Genomic DNA, 18,014 nt, shown 5'->3' on the forward strand with positions numbered 1-18,014 from the left:
AGACCACTGCCGTGGGCTGCGCGCACTCGCGTGCATCCCGTCTCGTGTCTAATGATAGTGCGACGTTCGGTGACGTTTCCGCGTCGGCGGCTTGCGACCGTTAGCGGTCACCACAACGTTGATGGGCTGCGAAAAGACCGGGGGATCGTGTGGTATGTGATTTTCGTCCGCTAGGATCAGCTGCAGCGTGTGACGCCCCAGCGGTAGACTGATTTTGGCTTCGGTTTGACCGGCGCCAAAATGGAGATGGTTGAAATCATTCGGGATCGGCTGATCAAATGGCGGCAGGCCGGTATCGATCAGCAAATGGTGGTGCCCGGTATTCGCTTTTTCGAAGCCGGCGGGAGCGACGCCCATGCCGACCAGCCCGAAGCGGACAACAGGCGTTGGCGTGACGTACGCCCCGTCCACGGGATAGACAAAATAAACCTTCGCTCCCGGGGGCGACGGGTGACGTCCCGAATGCGACGTGGCCTGGGCCGACGAGGCTGCAGCCTGATCGACGACATGAACATGGATACGATCAGAGAACAGCGGCGGTGACGTCGGCACATGGTTCCTGTCGCCCAACAGCAGCTGTAGCGTGTGGTCTCCCGGCGTGAGCGTAACTTCGGCTTCGGTCTGACCTGCACCGAAATGCAGATGATTGAAGTCGCTCGGAATGGGACTATCCACTGGCGGCAGCTCGGTATCGATCAAAAGATGATGGTGACCGGAGTTTTCCTTGTCGGATCCGGCCGGCGCTACGCCCATTCCCTTCAAACCAAAATGAACGGTGAATTTTGTCGGGACGGTCTGCCCGTCCTTGATGTCCACGAAATAGACCGCAGCGCCAGGAGGCGACGTTGTAGGACCGCCGGCAGGCTTTGACTGTGCATGCGCTGAGCCGAACGCTCCCGCTACGATCAGGAGGGACGTCGTCATTGCGACCAAGGCTTTCGATACCATGAGAGACCCCCTAAAGGCCGATAATTTAGAGCACGGTGCGCTCTGGATTGAAGGAAAACCAACGTGGCGGAACAAGACAAAAGCAGAGAGTGCGCGGCAGCCTCGAGACTTCAATACGCATTCAACATCGGTGTACGTTGAAATCGACACGGCGGTCGATCGCATCGCTCGCATCATCGCGGCCCGTCCCGACGATCGACTCTCGAGATCCGACGCCGACGGCCTTCAGCCGGTCAGCCAGGCTGGGAGAAGCACTCTGCAGAAGATCCTTAATGAACTGCGCCCTCAGCACCGACAGGCGTTCATTGATTTGCGCCGGTCCGGTGTTTGATGTGTGCCCAACGACATCGACACAGGAATCGTTCTGCATCGCCTGCGTCGCTATCTGACTTAACCACATCGGATATGGACCGGTGATATTCTGGTCGTCGAGGAACTGCGTCGTGCCCGGCTTGAACAGAAGCCGTACGGACAGTTTATTGGCCACCAGGCCATACTTGACGAGACTGCCAAATGCCTCGGTCGCATCGGTCCGGCGATTGAGCTTCCAGCTGGAAAGATAAATACCGGAATGAACACGAAGCTGGTCGCCGCCCGACATTTGCCGGGCCGTCCGGTAGAACGCCAGAGCCTCTCGATAGCGCTTGTCGTCATATTCGAGGATAGCATCGCTCACAAATGCCGACGTGGCGATCCTCTCAACATATAGGGGATCGATCGGGTCGCCCGGCTTCGTCCCCTGGCAGGTCTTGATGTAGACGGCAATCGCCGGATCATTGCTCCAGATCGGAGCGTCGGCGAATGCCGGCGTGGGGTCGGCTTTAACGCCATCGGGTTTTGCCCTCGCAACACCCTTCGATACGATGATCTTGCTGCGAAGGTCTGCCAATGCAAGACAGATCCTATAGGCGTCTCGAACACCGTCCGGCGCGCCGGCATTGTTTATTGCTGTAAAGGTCCCGATCAGGACAACAGGAGCGCGGCTCAGGGCCTCGCTGGAAAATGGCAACACGGCGAAGCGGGGATATGACTTGGCTACGAGGTCCTTGATGCGCTCCTGCATCAGGCGGGTTGCAGCTGATTGCGCGCCGGTCGCAGCGTCAATCAACGGATCGATGACGAGTTCGACCTTATCCGACCCCGCGGGCACCGTGGCCTTGGAAAAGAGATCGTTGGCGGCCCGCAACAGAGCGTCGTCGAAAGGGATCGGCGTGGGCGGTGGCGGCGGAGCCGAAGAGGCTTGTGGCGGCGAAGGCGTTGGCGGCGTCGCCTGCGCATAGCACGCCTGGATGGACGTCATCAGGAAGCCGATCGCGAAGCAGGTGACGATTGGACCGCGATCAATCATGTCTGCTCAACCTTGATTCAAATGAACTAACGACATTGCCGAAGGGCAATGCGATCGGATTCCGATATGTCACCCAGTTGCGCACGTGCATTAATCTCCTGGCAACTGGACGTCGATTTCTGCCGAGTTGGTGCAGGGGCTGCCCGCGCGTCACCCGCACCCGACGGCAGCCGGGCAGTCTCGATCGCAAGGCGCTGCTCGGCGCGCTCGCGATCGGATTGCGCCTTCGACAGTTTCTCCTGCATCGCACGCTCCAGAGTGGCGCGTTGCTCGGCCAATCTGGCCTTGTTTGCTTCGAGTGCCGCCACTTCATTCGCGAGCTGATCGCGCCGATCTTTCTCCGCGGCGCCAGGCTCGGGAGGCGAAGGCCTAGACGGTTGCGCGAGAGCGCTCGAACTTAATCGCTTTTCCTCGTCGGCTCGCCTGACCTCGTCGCGCTTACGCAATTGCGCCAATTCCTCGCTGGCTTTGCGGAAGCCGGCTTCGGCCTGCTCCAGGTCAACCCGAAGCTGCCGCTCCTTCTCGCTGTATTCGTTGACCAGTCGGTCGCGCTCGTTGGCATTCTCGACGGTGTCGATCCGGGCGCGGGCCGCGTCGACAAGGCTGCTCGACGGAAACTTCGCGATAAATGCCTTCAACGTCGCAACGCTCGCGGAAGACAGCGGTCCCATCTTCTTCCATGCGTCCAGATCGCTCTCCTGGGGATTCAAATAGAAATCCCCCAGCAGGGAGACCGAGAGCTCCGGCGTTTGTTGTCCGCGCGTCTCACGGTTGACACTGACGGCGACATGCCGGAATAGCGCGCCGACTTCAATCCCTGGTTCCTGCATCTCGCGAACCAGCGCGTTTGTAAACGGACTGTTGCGGCCGGTGCCATCAGCCGCCACCGCGTTGGCCTGGGTCGCATAGGCGATCAGCATGCCCTGGGTTCGGTCGATCCGGGCAAGCCCTCGGGTGATTTCCCCGCCACGATTGCCGCTGCGTTGGGCTATAGCCTTCGCAAACGGATTGGTCCGGCAGGCATCCAGAACCATAAGTCGCGTTCCCGAGGTGTATCCGAGCGCTTCGATAACGTCTTCAAGCTTTACCAGATCGAATGTCACGATTGAATCGGGATCGACTTGGGCATCGACGGGGACAAGGTAATTCTGACCTTCAATCTGAAGCCCATGGCCCGAATAATAGAACAACGCAGCATCGGTGCCCCGCAGTTTCTGCGCAAAGCGCGCCAATGCAGCGCGCATGCCGCGGCCATCGAGATCGCGACCGTCGATGACCTCGAACCCGAGACGACGTAATTGATCGGAGATGTCATCGGCATCGTTGCGGCTGTTGCGGAGCAATGTGGCATTGGCATATGCCGCATTGCCTATGACTAGCGCGACACGCCCGTCAGCGCGAGCCTCTGACGAAAGAAGCAGAGACAGGCAGATGGAACAAGCAATCAGGCAAAGTGTGCAAACGAATTTCACGGACGGAGTTCCGCCAAATGGCTTGCCGAGCGGCACCGATGATTTGACACTAGGAGCAATTGCCGAATCTCGCAACTTCTTGTTTCCACTCAGCCAGCGTGTTAGCCTCGCTAACATATTTGCACACTGCGCCCGTTCGTTTGCTTCAGCCTGAGCAGACCGCGCCGGTGAAGGAGCCGGTGCATATGCGCCGGAGTTTTGCGCTGATCCAAGTCTGGGGCATCTGCGTTGATCCAGGTCCAGGGCTGATGAAGCTATGAAATTGTCAGGCATGAGCCGCACTTTTAAGGTGCTCGTTGTTTTGTGCGCCTTAGTGGCTGGCGCGTTCATCCCACAGCTCTTTTTTCTCTCGGCCGCGCGGGGCCAGAACGCGAGTGTTGCGGAGGCCGGCAAGAGGGTCGCTCTCGTTATCGGAAATGGATCTTATCCGCAGTCGCCTGTCCGCACGGCGGTTGCAAACGCGAAAGCGATCGCTGAACTTTTGAAGGCCGCCGGTTTTGACGTGGTTTATGCGCAGGATGCGCGACATGCCGATATGGATGCGGCTATCCGACAATTCAGCCAAAAATTGGAACGCGGTGCGACCGCCGTCGTCTATTTCGCCGGTCATGCCATCCAGTATGAAGGCCGCAATTTCCTCATCCCGATCGATGGTACCATTGCATCGGATCTCGACATCCGCTCCAACGCGGTGGACGGCGATCTCATTCTCGATCCGCTGATCGTTGCCCGGCCCAGAGGTTCAGCCGTCATCCTTGATGCGGCGAGGCGAAATCCGTGGCAGCAAAAGACATCGGTCAAGGCAATTGGGCTTGCCAACGTCAGTCCCATCCAGGGCATCACTCAAGCTTACCCCGCACTCCCCGGGCAGGTCGTGGAGGATCAAAAGGGAACGCTCAGCCTGTTTGCTGACGAGTTCGTGAAGGCCGCCAAGCCCGCTGGTCGAACCTTCAAGGAAGCATTTGGCCAAACCCGGGCTGCGGTCGCGAAGGAAAGCCGCAACAAACAACTCCCCTGGGAAGCGTCGCTTGAGACCGCTGATTTTGTCGTTACAGGCCTCAACGAACCGACAGACATGGCATCGCGCGCGGTCGCGAGATTGGGCAGCCCGCCGGATACGGTGGAACAAGGTTTCTGGGATACGATCAAGAGCAGCAACAGCGCGGCCGATTTTCAGGCCTATCTCGATGCCTATCCTAACGGTCCATATGCCTCCGAGGCGCGGTCAGGCCTGCAACGCCTGGGCGCATTGGCCAGCCCGGCAAAGCCGCAAGCACCGATTGTGACCAACACGCCCGCGCCGCCGGTTTCGCCGCCGCCGCCGACGTCTACAATTCGTGACTGTTCCCAATGCCCGGAACTGGTGCTGATACCTTCAGGCAATTTCAACATGGGTTCAACCGAGGTCTTCCCATTTGAAGGCCCTGTGCATCAGGTGTCCATCCGCAAGCCGTTCTATATCGGTAAGTACGAAGTCACTTTCGATGAGTGGGACGCCTGTGTCATGGACAGGGGCTGCACCTACCGGCCGAACGACGCCGGAGCGGGACGCGGCCGCCGTCCCGTCACTGATGTCGATTGGAACGATGCAAAAATCTATGCCGCATGGCTGTCGCAAAAAACCGGGAAGACCTACCGATTGCCAACGGAAAGTGAGTGGGAGTACGCCGCCCGAGGCGCCACCAGCTCAACCTATTCTTGGGGCCGGTCAGTGGAGAAGGACCGAGCAAATTGTGCAGGCTGCACCAGCGAACCGCACAACGTCACCATGCAGGTCGGGTCATTCAAGCCAAACGCGTTCGGTCTTTATGACATGGCCGGCAATGCCGCAGAGTGGGTCGAGGATTGCTGGACTGAGGGCTATCGAGGGACGCCCACTGATGGGTCCGCTTCGGTCAAACCGGGTTGTCCCGAGCGGGTGCTTCGGGGCGGCTCGTTTAACAATGACCCGAAATATCTGCGCTCAGCCGCACGGTTTAGATACGATTTCAATGTTCGCTATCAGGCAAATGGATTTCGAGTCGTTCGCGAGAAGGACGGCGACTAGGACGGTGATCGGCGTTTCCGGTCGGCGGGTCCAAACCGCTTCAGCCCAGGCACCGTTAACGTGTGACTCTGACCAGAATTGAGCTGGACCGCCGGCAATTTCATTGAACCTTCGGCATTTGAACCCGTCCCAGTTTGGATGCGACCAATCCGCGTCGAGGCGCGAGGCTGACGAGGCGGAACCACCTCCACCGCCAGATCACCGCTCCGCGGGATTTTCGGCGGCCTCGGGTGTTTGGGAGCGGTGAGCATCAACAGAACGCACGACCTGTTCGGCGCGAAGCAGTCCAAGACATTTTGCCGAACGGGCCGCCAGCTACATATGCGACCTGTACTGCATAGGCAGACAAGCTTCGGATCTGGGTCAATACAGTCGATACGAATGAGATTCGTAGCATGCTGAAAGGCGTGAAGCGCGATCTAGGTGCTGTGGACTCAACGTTACCGGCGGGGACCTCGCAAGGCGGAATTCCTCTTGCCGATCGTCCTGTCGGGCCTGACGACCCAGACGGGACCCGACACCATACACGAATTTCGCGTTGACGGACCGAACTAGGACAGGAGAACCAGACATGGCCGCTTTTCAAGAGGTTTTCCGCCGCTCCGGCATCGATGAGCGCCGCAGCCCGCCAGGCATGGTGGTGCCGTTCGGCGGCTCCAACATCGTGGCGCTGATCGATCCCGGAAGAAAGCTCAAAGTCGACCCTAACGCCCATGCCCTTGGGATAAAGGAGATCGATAGCGCCGATACCCTTAGACGCGTAATGCAAGCCAGAGACACCTTCTCCGAACCCGATATCGATCCGCAGCTCAGGGCGGCGTCGCTTCCCGCCACCTTCAATGGCGATGCACGGTTTTTCGAAATCAATGGCCGGATTAAGCCGATTGGCTTTCCCGGCCTCGAGGTGGTGGCCCGGTCGGCCGGCCGGAAGATCGAAGCCAAGCTCCATGTCGTCGTGCTGCCAGAAATCACGATCAAGGTGGCGTTCCGCAACGTCATGGTTCCGGGGAGTGGCGGCGCTTCGGCGTTTCACGCCAAGAAGCCCTTCAACGAGCAAGATGAATTGCTGACGATGAACAACATATGGGTGCCGCAGGCCAACATCCGCTTTGAGCGGGTGCCAAGCGACTGGCTGGTCATCGACGACTCGCAGGCTGCCGTCAAACAGGAGCTCGCCAATGCGACTGGCATGAAGGATGCGAGCCTCGCGATCTTTCCCGATGTGATCGACGTCGAAAAGCTGAAGGGCTTCTTCGTCAAACACAAAGTTCAGGGCGCTCATCTAACCATGTTCTGCGTCGACAAGGTTTGGTCCAACGGCGGCCCTGCCAACGGCTCGTTTGCTCGATCGCTGGACCTTGCCTTCATCAGTTCGTCACGCGGACCTAACACGTCTGCCCACGAAGCTGGGCATTTCCTCGGCTACTACTCGAAGAGCGCGAGCAAACCTTGGGACAGCCAAGGCCACACGCTGGAGACCGATCCGAAAACCGGAAAAGAAAACAGGACGGAAGACATCAAGATGCTGATGCGCGGGGGAGGCGCCGGGTGGAAAATTCCGTTCAATCTCGTCAAGGAGTTCCGCGACTTCCCCAACTAGGAGCCACCCGACCCTCCGTTCGCATTGTGGAAGACGGCTAGATCGTCCCGCCGCCGGCGAAGATTTCGACGACAACGGCGCGATTGGCGGCCTTGTTCATCGCGGTCGTGTTGTCCTGCAGATACTCGTAGTGTGAAGCGGGCTTGACGGCGAAGACGCGCGAGCGGGCGCTTGGGCCGAATAGGTGAAAGACGTTCTTGGCCCGGCCCGTGCGCAGGAAGATGTTGTTCCGCTCGCCGCCGGTGCTGTCGCTGTATCCGACGATCTGGAACTGCAACGACTTGTCGGTCTCGAATCGGATGAGCTGCGCTGCCAACAGCGGATCGCGCTTGGCGATGTTCTTGAGATGCCGCCAGTCGACGCCGAAATCCCAGATGATGAGATATTGGCAGATGCCGGCCGGCGGGACCAGACTGACGTCCACACCGAGATGGCCGACCTCGGTGCGGGACGTCGCGACTTCATTGGCCAGGTAGGAAAAGACGGCGGCGCTGTAAACCTTGGCAAGCGACGAGCACCGCAGTTGCGGCGCCGCCATATTCGGCATCTGTTCCACCGGGCCCGGCGGCGTGTATTGCGGCAGTGGCTGCGGCGCGCGTCCCATGGCAATTTCTCCCGTCGCTGGTGTGGCCTGCCCCGCCGAGGACTGGAGGGAGCGTCGGCTCCCACCACGGCTATGACTAGTAGTGACGTGAGCGGTCGGGGAAGTTCAAAGGCGAGGTGCGGGCAAAAGTCATTCCGTGGCGATGCGCCGGCCAAGATGCGAAAAGCTCAAGTGAGCAAATCGGGGCCGCCATGCCTCGATGAGGGGAGCTAGTGGAGAAGCGCCCCACTTCTCCGATGGACCAGAAGCGACATGCTGCGGTTTATTCGGCAGGGTTCCTTGCGCGATATAGGCAATATCGAATGGCTTCGCCGCGACATGCGATAAAATCAACGCCGCCTACGCTCATTTGCTGAAAACCACGGAATGTCTTATGGCTTCGCTTTCACCAACTTCGACGGCATCGATCGCACCTCAAGTAGCTGACGGAAAATCTGAGGGCGAGGATGAACCGACATAACTTTCAGAGCGACCCATCGACAGGATCTTTCGATCTGAGTTTTACCCCTTCCGCATCGGCCTCTCCGTTGGGAGATAATCAACATGGCATCACCCGGGAAAATCCAGGAGTACGGGTCGCGGGGACCAGATACGATTGCGGCGAAGTTATTCAACTTTGAAGTCGGCAAGTTCGCCATAAAGTCGGAACATTCCAACTGGCTGAATAGTGTCGTCGCTCCGAAATTGAAGGCCGGAGGAAGCCTTACAATTATAGGACTTGCGAGTCGTACCGGCAGCGACAGTTTCAACATGCAATTGTCGCAAAATAGGCTGCAGGCCGTAGTTGATTTGCTTCGCAAGCAAGTGACCAACGACTTCAAAATTGCGCTTGAGGTGGCGAAAGGGGAGCGCGCGGCTATGTATGCAGGTGAAATGGATGGGGTGGAAAACGAAAGCTGGCGCGGTGTCATCATCTCAGTTTGGAATAAACCGGAGCCACCACCGCCACCGCCACCACCGCCGCCTCAACCGAGACCTCAATCAGAGCCGGAGGAACGCAAATTCTTCAAGCGTTGGCTGGGCTTCGGCGTCAAGTCTGGCGGACAGTTGATATTCGGCGGCGTCGAGAGCACTACCGCGTACGTCGTGAACTTAGGAGATTTGGAGACCTTCGATCTCGAGATCATTAGCAGGCGCTTGGGAGTGGGCCTTGGAGGCAGCGGAGGGGTCGTTGCTGTTATCGGCTTTGGCTTCAGTGTTCCAGAAGAGTTGCATCGTAGATCCGTAAGGGACTGGGGCGTCAATGTCGCACTTACCGAAAAGCTAATATCGAAATCAGCGCTACAATCGATCCATAACAGCAAGTACTTCATCGATGGCTTCAAAAACGGTAAATACGTGGCGCCCGCGCTAAATGCGCGAAACACCTTTACGGCTATTGGCTTACTTCAGAACGTAAGAAATGCACTCCACACGCTGTACGGAGGACTCGAGGCAGCCAAGGGCTCGGGCGTCATTGTGCTTGACTTGCCGCTTTTAGGTGTGGGACTTGAATTGTCTGCTTTCCGGACGTACGGAACTATGTACGTCTCGAATGCTTCCCAGTGGATTGGACCGCTTTAAAGGCTCGGACGAGACGCGCCAAAGCCTCTCCGTTGGCGCAGAGAATTTATAGCGATACGGCAATCGCTCTCCTGCCGGACAACGATAGGCGTCTTCCTCCAGCAAATAGACAAAGTCCTGCTTACCGAAGCGTCCGTCTGACTTGGCGCCCGACGTCATCGGCTTGGGCAGAGTTGCCGTGATGCCGACTTCGTGGCAGGCGAGGATCTCCGGGCTGCTGAAGTAGCCACGATCGACAAGGGCCTCGAGCGTCTCGGTCTTCAGAACAGCCTTCGCCTGCCTGGCCATGTTGGCAAGTTGTGCCCGATCTGAGCCGCTGTCCGTCACCTCAGACGCATCAGCGGGGTGCGTCTCGAGCGTTGTGGTAGCAAAGAACTTCCGGAGCTGGAGACTTACCCAGTCTGAAGCTTATTGCGACGACGTATCGCCGCTTGGGTTTATGGCGCGTTCGGAGGGCGGACTCATTTACTGTGATTTCAACGGGTTACGTTGGACAACAGCAAGCTTTGGTGCATTTCGCGCTCAAAAGTGCCCTTTGGCCCGCCCCTCCGAAAAGGAGCCCTGCCCTAAGCGATGTCAGGCTGGCCCATCGGCCACGGCTATCGCCGCAGGTTGAAGCGCGCTTTGTTCTACGCAGGACCGTTCTAGGCTTGTCTCGCGACGGCGCGGAGCATCTCGCTCGAGGCGATACCCCCGCCCTGCAAGCGGTCGGGGGGTTCGAGTCGGGAGAGCGACTCGCACCCCCGACAAGCGAGCTATTCACTATCAAAGCAAAACCAGGACAGCCGGCAGCGATCGTCTCCCCCAGGGCATACTGATAAGGTCTGTGTAATTTTCTTATCAGTCTGCCACTGACTCCATTTCAGCTACTACCTTATCAGTCGGCCAACTGACTCCGTTTGCTCAAAACCTTCTCAGCTCAAGATCTGACTCCGTTCCGTATAATTTCCAATCAGGACTCCCGTTCGATTTCGTATCCGGTAGCCATCAAGACCGACCTGTGTCGTGCGAATCCGCACATAGGCGCCACAGCGGCAGATATTACATGCCATGGCCGCATCGATTACGGAATCGGAACTGGGTGTTGTCGCGAGCAATGTGTTGGCTCACTGATCTGAGCTCTGGCCTCGTGTATTTCTTTATGGTCGCCTACGAACCGATTGCTCGTTAGCTGTTCTGAGCGACCATTAGTTGTTTCTAGCACGCGGATAATACAGCCTGGGACAATTCGCGCGCGATGATCCTGACGCAGGTTCTCGTGGTAGCAAGAAGCTATTAAGCCGAGCCACGGTCCGCATCAATATTCGCGGTCACGGCTCGTAAAATGACCAGTTGCTGATCGAGACGCCCACCGGATGAGGATGGGTTTCGAAGACCCTCGTCGTATTCGGGGGCCTTCATGGCCACCATACAAACACCCTCTGTTATCACAGGAACCGAATCACTCAGGCGTAGAGTGTGGCGAGGGATTCGTGAAGCTTTTGCGCTAGAGGAGAGGCGGCATACTTATCGGTGACGACTTCAACGTAGACGCCGGTACCGCAGGATTCCGCGCTCCTGATAGCTTCATCAAGTTCGCCGCATGTCGTGACACGCGTCGTCATCCAGCCATCGCACCCGAGCGCCTCCGGAAGTTTGTGATAATGCCATCGCGCAACATCGTTGTAGGAGCTTTCTGGATCTTTGCAGAGCAATCGCTCGATGAGGTAGCCGTCGTTATTGAGGACGAAGATGATCGGTTTCAGGCCAAAGCGGTGGAATTGGCCAACCTCTTGCGCCGTCAATTGATGCGAGCCATCGCCGGTAATAAGGATGAGGCGCTTGCCGGGAGACGCCAACGCCGCGCCAAAAGCAGCCGGCGTTGCCCATCCGATCGAACCCCAGAGTGTTTCATTGTGGAAGGTCGACCCCTTCGGCATTTTCGCAAAAGCGAGCCCCATAGAGCTTGTTCCGGTCTCGGTGACAAGGACGTCGCCTTCCTTCAGCATACTCTCCCAGCGCGCATAGAGATAATCGACTGTGATTGGATCACCAGGCTTTCCGACTGGTCTGCCCAATCCCTGTGGTTTCGGCGCATTCATGATGCTCTTCCGCTCGATCCGCTTCACAAGTTCGACGAGAACGTCCTTCATCTCTACGCTATTGAAAAGCGCTTCGCCGACACGGACGCTGTGATGTTGGATGCTAATGCTCTTCGATCGCTCGATCTTTGCTGTGAAAGAGCCGCTGTTGAAGTCTGTGAGCATTGCTCCAATGCCGATCACCAGGTCGCGACCTTCGACGAACGCACGAACATCCTCATTCATCAGCGCGCCGTCGTACATTCCGACATATTGCGGTATCGTCTCGTCAAGGACACTTTTGTCCCACAGCATGGTGGCAAACGGCAGGTTCGACGTCGTGATCAGGTCTCGCGCCTGCGCGTTCAAACCGACCCTCGACAAAAGATACCCTGGCAACACGCATGCGGTCTCGGCTTTGGACAAAGCTGCCAAAATAGCGCTGCACGCGGCTGCAAGTGCGCCGGGATCAGACTTCGGCTCTGGCCGTGGCTGCGCGCTGCCGATAACAGGGGCGATCGCATAGTCGGTTGGAAATGCCATATACACAGGTTGGCGGTGATACAGGGCCGCCGCGATCAATCGCTCGGTCTCCTCCGCACAATTTTCTGGTGTCATGATAGTCTTGGCGCAGACGACCGGCTCGGCCATCTTGTAAAAAAGCTCGAACTCGCCGTTACCCAGCGTGTGATGAACCGGTCGACGTCCCGCCTGAGTTCGGCTGGCCGGCATGCCCACTAAGTGAAAGATCGGTAGCTTTTCTGCGTAGGCCCCGGCTATGCCGTTGATCGCGCTCAACTCGCCCACGCCGTACGTGGTGCAAAGCGCCGCCGTTCCATGGATGCGCGCATAGCCGTCAGCCGCATACGCCGCATTCAACTCATTGGAGCTGCCAACCCAGCGCACTGCTTTGCTATTGACGACGGCATCATCAATCGGAAACGCGAAGTCACCAGCAACGCCGAAGACATCTCTGATCCCAACATCCTGAAGGCGCGATAGTACATGCTCTATGACTGTCTTGCTCATTGCGCCTTCCATTCGTTGGTTGTGAATTTACGTTTCGATTCCATTCTGGCGATCCGTCGGCACTTTGCCGCGTGCGTCGCAAAGATCTTGCTCTACGGGGCCGCAGGCCTGCAGTCCCGACGGGGGCGGTCGTTCTGGGGTACGAATGCTCATAGGATCCGCCTTTATGAATACCTTCGGCACCAGCGACAATACGCGCTGCAGCGGTTGAGGAACATTGGCCTGTAGCAACAGATACCCCGCGCGGGCAACGGCACATTGCCGCTGACCGTCGCGTGTGTAATTTCTTTCAAGGCCTCTGAGTACGGCATCTCGTGCTTACGATCCGACAATACGGAAGATAGCGATTCTATCCTTCTCCCGTCTTTGTGGTTCATGCGGTCGTTTTGGCCAAAATGCGGTGTTTTGATTTCGAGGGCCCTGTTTGCCTACCACACCGCCAACGTCAAAGCCCGCTGAGCGGCCGTCATGGTTGGTGCGACCGCAGCACGTCCTTTGGAGTGTCGAACGACTTTCTTCCGCCGTCGATTGCCTTGCCGTCGTCCACTCCAGGTGGAAATGTTGGGAGCACCGCACGACCAGAGAGCAGGCACCGGCGTCTTCCTCGCGGGATTGCCAGACATCTGGGCTCATTGGCGCCGGGGTAGTGTGTAGAGGCGGCCCGTCGCTTCGAGATCCTCCACACGCCATTCTCCGCCGACGCCTGCGATCATCCACCTCAATAACACCCAGAGATCGGCGTCGACTTCAGGATCATTCAGCGGCTCAAGCGCATCAGGCAGTGCGTAGATCTCGATGCCATCCGGAAACGGTTCTCCGCTGCGGCCGATAAAGACGAGCGCGTAGGTCATTCCCGACGGCGCCCGTACGTGACCGGGACGCGAGAGCCCGCTCGTGTCGAGCGCAAACTGCCGGACGAAGAACTCGCGAAATTCCGGGTAATGCCCGATGCGGTCTTCGACGAGTACGAGCGCCCGTCGCGTGCCTTCGAGTACAGGATTTTCGATGACTTGAATCGCCGTCATGAGTGCCTTCCGTCGATGCAGTCCAGGAAACGGTTGATCTTGCCCGCAATTTCCTCGCCGGAGTCCTCCTGAAGGAAATGCCGGCCCGTCACAAGCTCGGGTCCTTCCGCATGCGGCAGGAGGTCCTTGAAACGGGTCGCGAACGTCTTGTGGTCGAACACCTCATCCTCCCTCCCCCAGATGAGCATGGTCGGGAGCTTCGACTTCCTCAGCTCGCGCTCGAGCCACTCGAAACGTGCCAGGCCGCGGGCGCTTTCATCCACGGGAATCCACCGCGGCCAGGCCCACGTGAGGAGACGCGAGCCCGGATCCGGCAGGATGTCCTCATAGACGCTTTGGGATTCCGCCCTGAATTTCTTTCGATCGACCACCGACAGGTACATGCCGCGACCGGCAAGTGCGTTGTGACGTCCGAGAAGGTAGGGGCCGACGAGGGGGGCGTGCATCATGCGCCAGGGAAAGATGCGCTTGTGGAACTCGGCCGGCGGCAGCGGCCATGCCCATGTGCTCATAATGACCAGAGCGCGCACGCGGTCGGGATTGGAGAGCGCAAACCCAAGACCGGTGGGCCCGCCCCAATCATGAGAGACCATCGTCGCGTTGCGTATGTCGAGTTGCCGCAGCAAACCGGTCAGGTTCGCGATATGTCCGTCGAGCGTATGCGCCTGCTCGCGCACCGGCTTCTCGGACAAGCCGAAACCGACCATGTCCGGGACGATCACCCGCCTACCTCCCGCGGTCAGCGGTTTCACGAACTTTCGGTACAGGAAACCCCATGCTGGATTCCCATGAAGGAGAACGACGGGATCGCCCGCGCCCTCGTCGATGTAGTGCATGCGCCAGCCGTTGACCTTCTTGAACTTCGGCTCGTAAGGCCATTGCTCGTGCGGGAACCGCAGCGCTCCGCCCGACAACTCCATCCCATTTCTCCCTATCCAAAGAAGATCAACGCCTGGCCGTTGAGACCTGTCAAACTCACCACCGCGCCCAAAAATTTGCCAGTCGCGAAATCGAACGCGACGACTTCGTCCTGGGCCACGCAATACAGCTTCCCGTCCGGCCCAAACCTCAGGCCTCGCGGCTTCTTGAATCCAGTCCCGTGATCCGGAGCGAGGACACGAACGAGCTCGCCGGCGGCCCTATTGTATTCACGTACGGTCGTCACCGCATCGGCGGCCCCGAAGGGGTGCTCGCTACTCACGATCACGTTTCCATTCGGTGCAATGGCAAGATCGAGCGGGCTTAAGGCGGGATCCTTCACCCTCCAGGACGACTTGATCGTCCGTTCCGGACTGAACGCCAGAATCGTATTGTCGCCCGCGCCGCCCGGACCGATACCGGATGCGAGGAAGAGCGTGCCGTCCCGGCCGAATGCGAAGCCGCGCGGGAACGGGACCACCGGCGACGGAAGCACGGCTTCGCCTGCTCGATCGAGCGTCGGCGAGAACGCCATTATCGTTCGCGCAGCGCGCAAGCCGACATAGTATCTGCCGTCGGGCCCGAAGTTGCCGCCGCCCGGATTCAGCCCTTGCAGCGCGCCTGTATCGCGCACAACGCGCCCCTTGTCGTCGAGCGCCAAAATGCGGTGCAAGCCGCTGTTCACGAATAGCAAGGAGCCGTTGACGCCGAGGCCCCGAGGATCCGCAATCCGCGCATCCTCGCTGAAGGATCCGCGCGCCTCTCCGTTCTCGCCGAACGCCAGCAGTTTGCCGAAGCCCGAACCATTCGCGCCCGAAGCACTTGTGACGAGAAGAACCATCTCAATCCCCGCTGTTGCGAACCACCATCCGTTAGCGCAGCCCCTTTGATACGGCGCACCATCCGGGCCAGCCAGCTTCCAAATGGCGATAAACCTTATTCCCGCCTGGAATGAATCCCGAGGCCGATTGCGCCACCGTATCCGCGAAAGTAGCCACCAACCATCCGCAGGCGCGTGACCACTTGCAGCTACCCATCTCCGGTCAGCGTAACCACTAGTCTCCGGATGAAAGGTGCTGCGAAGAGCACGGCCGGCAGCATGACTAACCAGGAGAAAAGCCACGACTGAATCCAGTAGGCAAGAACGTGCCCCGAGTCTACGAGAGGATAGCTAGCGATGGCCGCAGCGATCGCGCAGGTCAGGCCCGATTGCAAAATCCAAAAAACAAGATCGCTATATTTTCGCGGGATGGCCGACATACTCACCTCGATGTATGATGCCTGATCTGATTACTTCGGGCGTGCCGGCAAGAACTTGCGGTCAATCAGGGACTGAAGCGCGTTGCAGAACGAGCTCTCCGTATCAATCGTCCCCGCGAACCCGGCCTGACGAAGCTTAATGGTGCTCACGAACGCCCGCGGTCCCGCCGAGGCCCCGAAGGCGAATGCGAAGTCCGCATGTTGGTCCCCCTGGCCAACCAACTCCCGCAAGTTCTTCGAGCGAAGATCGTGCTTCGCGACGATGCGGTCCCAGACGTCGGCGTTGGCATTGAGGTACGCCGCAACGCTGGTCTGCTCGTCTGGGCCGGTTTCGACCCCGAGTGTTTCGGCCAAAGCCGGCCACGCATTGCACCACTCGAACACGTCGCCATTTGTGATGTTGAACGCCTCGTTGGCTGCCTGAGGCGACTGCGCAGCCCAGACCATCGCGTCGGACCACGAGATCGGCATCGGCAGCTTCCCAAACGAACGACGGACCGCCGGGAAAGCCAAACACCTCGCCCTTCTCACGGCGGATCGCCGCATAGGCGCCGATGGCAGGAAGGACGTTCAGTGCCCCTGGCGTAGGGCCAGTGACGAGCTGTGGGCGCAGCGCCGTGTACGCGAACCCGTGACGGACGCCCATCTCGCGCACATAGGCTTCCTGGTCGAGAAAGAAGTTCGGGTGATCGCTGTGGGCATCTCGCTCGTGGGCTGGAATCGGGATCGGATGTAGGTGCACGCCGTAGACCTTCGTTCCCTGCAGAATGCTAACGTGCTGGAAATTGGAAGCCTCGCGCACGATGGGTTCGACCACGTTGCGCAGCATCGCGTTGTTGGTTTCGATCTGCTCCTTGCTCGACCATCCGGCAACCAGTTCGGGCTTCTCGTGGAGAGCCGCGTACGCGATATGCGTGACGTCAGTGAGCCGCCCGAACGCGGCACGGACATTTCTCTCGTCTCGCAGATCGACCGACAGGAAATCTACGCTGCGGCCGCTGAGGAGCTCCGGCTTGCGGCGAGAGACGCCAATCACGTCCCATCCTGCGGAAAGGAATTTCTCGATGGCGGCACCTCCCAATAGGCCGCTGGCTCCAGTGATCAGGACTTTGTTCCGAACCGGCTTCTGCGACACGCTTGACGTCATGGTTCCCGCACCTGCTGTTGTTTGTGAAGATGCCGACCGTGGTGGCCTGTGAACGTTTGGTGCTGTTATCGATCCAATTTGCAATGTTGACCGCGGCGTCGCCGTAGAAAACTCGATAGAGATCCTCGGTGACATAACCGATATGTGGCGTCGCAATAACGTTATCGAGCGTTCGGAAAGGATGATCGTTCGGCAGTGGCTCGATTTCGAATACGTCAACCGCGGCTCCGGCGATCCGGCGGATTCGCAGTGCTTCGATCAGGGCAGGCTCGTCTACAATAGGCCCACGCGACGTATTGATGAGCCGTGCCGTTGGCTTCATCAGAGCGAATTCTGGCGCACCAATGAGACCGTTCGTGCGATGACTCAGGATGAGATGGACCGTTACGATGTCGGCATCACGAAACAGTGTCTGCTTGTCGACGAGGGTTGGGCTAGCCGCGCTCGCCTTCTCCTCGGTCAGGCTCGGGCTCCAGACGATCGCCTTTATGCCGAAGGCACGGCCGATACGCGCGACCTCACTTCCGACCTTGCCCAGCCCAAGGACGCCAAAGGTTCTCCCTCTCAAATTTGCACCGAGGCTCGTTTGCCATCCGCCACTCCTCAGCCAAGTGGTTTCCCGATCGAGGCCTCGCTCGCTGGCAAAAATCAGCGACCAGGTGAACTCGATGGTTGGAGCGGAATCGTAACCAGTGGCCGCAATCGCGATGCCAAGGTCCGCAGCGGTCCGGCCGTTGATCGAGGCGTTTCGAGGTCCCGTTGAAGCTATGGGCCTTAGTTTAGGCAGTTGCCGCAGGATTTCCATCGACAGCGGCGTACGTTCGCGCATGATGCACACGACATTGAATGGACGCAGGCGCGCGACGACGGCTGTGGGATCCGCAAGGTGATCGCCGAAAACTGTGATCTCCGCACGCCGACATACAGGAGACCAATCGGCGAGCTTCAAAGCCACATTCTGACAGTCGTCGATTGCGACCTTCACGGACATCT

General features: G+C 58.7%; 13 protein-coding genes and 4 pseudogenes. 3 read left to right on the forward strand and 14 right to left on the reverse strand.

Annotated elements, in window-relative coordinates; all coding sequences use genetic code 11:
- Positions 1–48: 48 nt before the first annotated feature.
- The 3 genes from FXB40_RS33570 to FXB40_RS33580 all read right to left on the reverse strand — a co-directional run bounded on the left by FXB40_RS33570 (position 49) and on the right by FXB40_RS33580 (position 3,768).
- Complete coding sequence (locus FXB40_RS33570) at positions 49–948, reverse strand: DUF4399 domain-containing protein (RefSeq protein WP_246208128.1); 900 nt, start codon at positions 946–948, stop codon at positions 49–51.
- Positions 949–1,069: 121 nt separating this feature from the next.
- On the reverse strand, positions 1,070–2,296 hold the full coding sequence (locus FXB40_RS33575; protein ID WP_246208129.1) for an OmpA family protein: 1,227 nt from the start codon (positions 2,294–2,296) through the stop codon (positions 1,070–1,072).
- A gap of 26 nt (positions 2,297–2,322) precedes the next feature.
- Positions 2,323–3,768 carry a caspase family protein gene (locus FXB40_RS33580; RefSeq protein ID WP_187437326.1) on the reverse strand — a complete coding sequence of 482 codons (1,446 nt, stop codon included), beginning with the start codon at positions 3,766–3,768 and terminating at the stop codon, positions 2,323–2,325.
- 271 nt (positions 3,769–4,039) lie between these two features.
- Here FXB40_RS33580 and FXB40_RS33585 point away from each other — a divergent pair, with 271 nt between their 5' ends.
- Entirely contained in the window at positions 4,040–5,815 is a 1,776-nt protein-coding gene (locus FXB40_RS33585) for an SUMF1/EgtB/PvdO family nonheme iron enzyme (RefSeq protein WP_187437327.1), read from the forward strand.
- A gap of 571 nt (positions 5,816–6,386) precedes the next feature.
- The gene (locus tag FXB40_RS33590; RefSeq protein WP_148776579.1) at positions 6,387–7,415 is read left to right on the forward strand and encodes a hypothetical protein; all 1,029 of its coding nucleotides are present in this window, start codon (positions 6,387–6,389) and stop codon (positions 7,413–7,415) included.
- A 37-nt stretch (positions 7,416–7,452) separates the two neighbouring features.
- On the opposite strand, the gene FXB40_RS33595 is transcribed toward FXB40_RS33590, so the two are convergent.
- Complete coding sequence (locus FXB40_RS33595; protein WP_148776580.1) at positions 7,453–8,019, reverse strand: OmpA family protein; 567 nt, start codon at positions 8,017–8,019, stop codon at positions 7,453–7,455.
- 543 nt (positions 8,020–8,562) lie between these two features.
- On the opposite strand from FXB40_RS33595, the gene FXB40_RS33600 reads away from it, so the two are divergent.
- The gene (locus FXB40_RS33600; RefSeq protein WP_148776581.1) at positions 8,563–9,582 is read left to right on the forward strand and encodes an OmpA family protein; all 1,020 of its coding nucleotides are present in this window, start codon (positions 8,563–8,565) and stop codon (positions 9,580–9,582) included.
- A 48-nt stretch (positions 9,583–9,630) separates the two neighbouring features.
- Here the strand turns inward: FXB40_RS33600 and FXB40_RS49495 are convergent.
- From FXB40_RS49495 to FXB40_RS33640, 10 genes and pseudogenes are all read right to left on the reverse strand, one after another.
- A pseudogene (locus FXB40_RS49495) lies at positions 9,631–9,930 on the reverse strand (IS5/IS1182 family transposase); the annotation flags it as partial.
- 566 nt (positions 9,931–10,496) lie between these two features.
- Positions 10,497–10,688 (reverse strand): annotated as a pseudogene (locus FXB40_RS49500) (hypothetical protein); the annotation flags it as partial.
- Between the two features lie 339 nt (positions 10,689–11,027).
- On the reverse strand, positions 11,028–12,671 hold the full coding sequence (locus tag FXB40_RS33610) for an alpha-keto acid decarboxylase family protein (protein WP_148776582.1): 1,644 nt from the start codon (positions 12,669–12,671) through the stop codon (positions 11,028–11,030).
- A 629-nt stretch (positions 12,672–13,300) separates the two neighbouring features.
- A complete protein-coding gene (locus tag FXB40_RS33615; protein WP_148776583.1) occupies positions 13,301–13,696 on the reverse strand; it encodes a hypothetical protein in 396 nt (131 codons plus the stop codon).
- Entirely contained in the window at positions 13,693–14,616 is a 924-nt protein-coding gene (locus FXB40_RS33620) for an alpha/beta fold hydrolase (protein ID WP_148776584.1), read from the reverse strand. Before FXB40_RS33620 ends, FXB40_RS33615 begins: the two co-directional genes overlap by 4 nt.
- Before the next feature lie 11 nt (positions 14,617–14,627).
- On the reverse strand, positions 14,628–15,455 hold the full coding sequence (locus FXB40_RS33625) for an NHL repeat-containing protein (RefSeq protein WP_148776585.1): 828 nt from the start codon (positions 15,453–15,455) through the stop codon (positions 14,628–14,630).
- A gap of 188 nt (positions 15,456–15,643) precedes the next feature.
- Complete coding sequence (locus FXB40_RS33630) at positions 15,644–15,874, reverse strand: DUF2798 domain-containing protein (protein WP_148776586.1); 231 nt, start codon at positions 15,872–15,874, stop codon at positions 15,644–15,646.
- 30 nt (positions 15,875–15,904) lie between these two features.
- Positions 15,905–16,345, reverse strand: coding sequence for a Rossmann-fold NAD(P)-binding domain-containing protein (locus FXB40_RS49505; protein ID WP_246208130.1), 441 nt, complete (start codon positions 16,343–16,345; stop codon positions 15,905–15,907).
- A gap of 157 nt (positions 16,346–16,502) precedes the next feature.
- Positions 16,503–17,156, reverse strand: a pseudogene (locus FXB40_RS50555) (NAD-dependent epimerase/dehydratase family protein); the annotation flags it as partial.
- A 13-nt stretch (positions 17,157–17,169) separates the two neighbouring features.
- Positions 17,170–18,012 (reverse strand): annotated as a pseudogene (locus tag FXB40_RS33640) (D-2-hydroxyacid dehydrogenase family protein); the annotation flags it as partial.
- Positions 18,013–18,014 lie beyond the last annotated feature (2 nt).

The organism is Bradyrhizobium rifense, from assembly GCF_008123425.1.
Lineage (GTDB): Bacteria > Pseudomonadota > Alphaproteobacteria > Rhizobiales > Xanthobacteraceae > Bradyrhizobium > Bradyrhizobium rifense.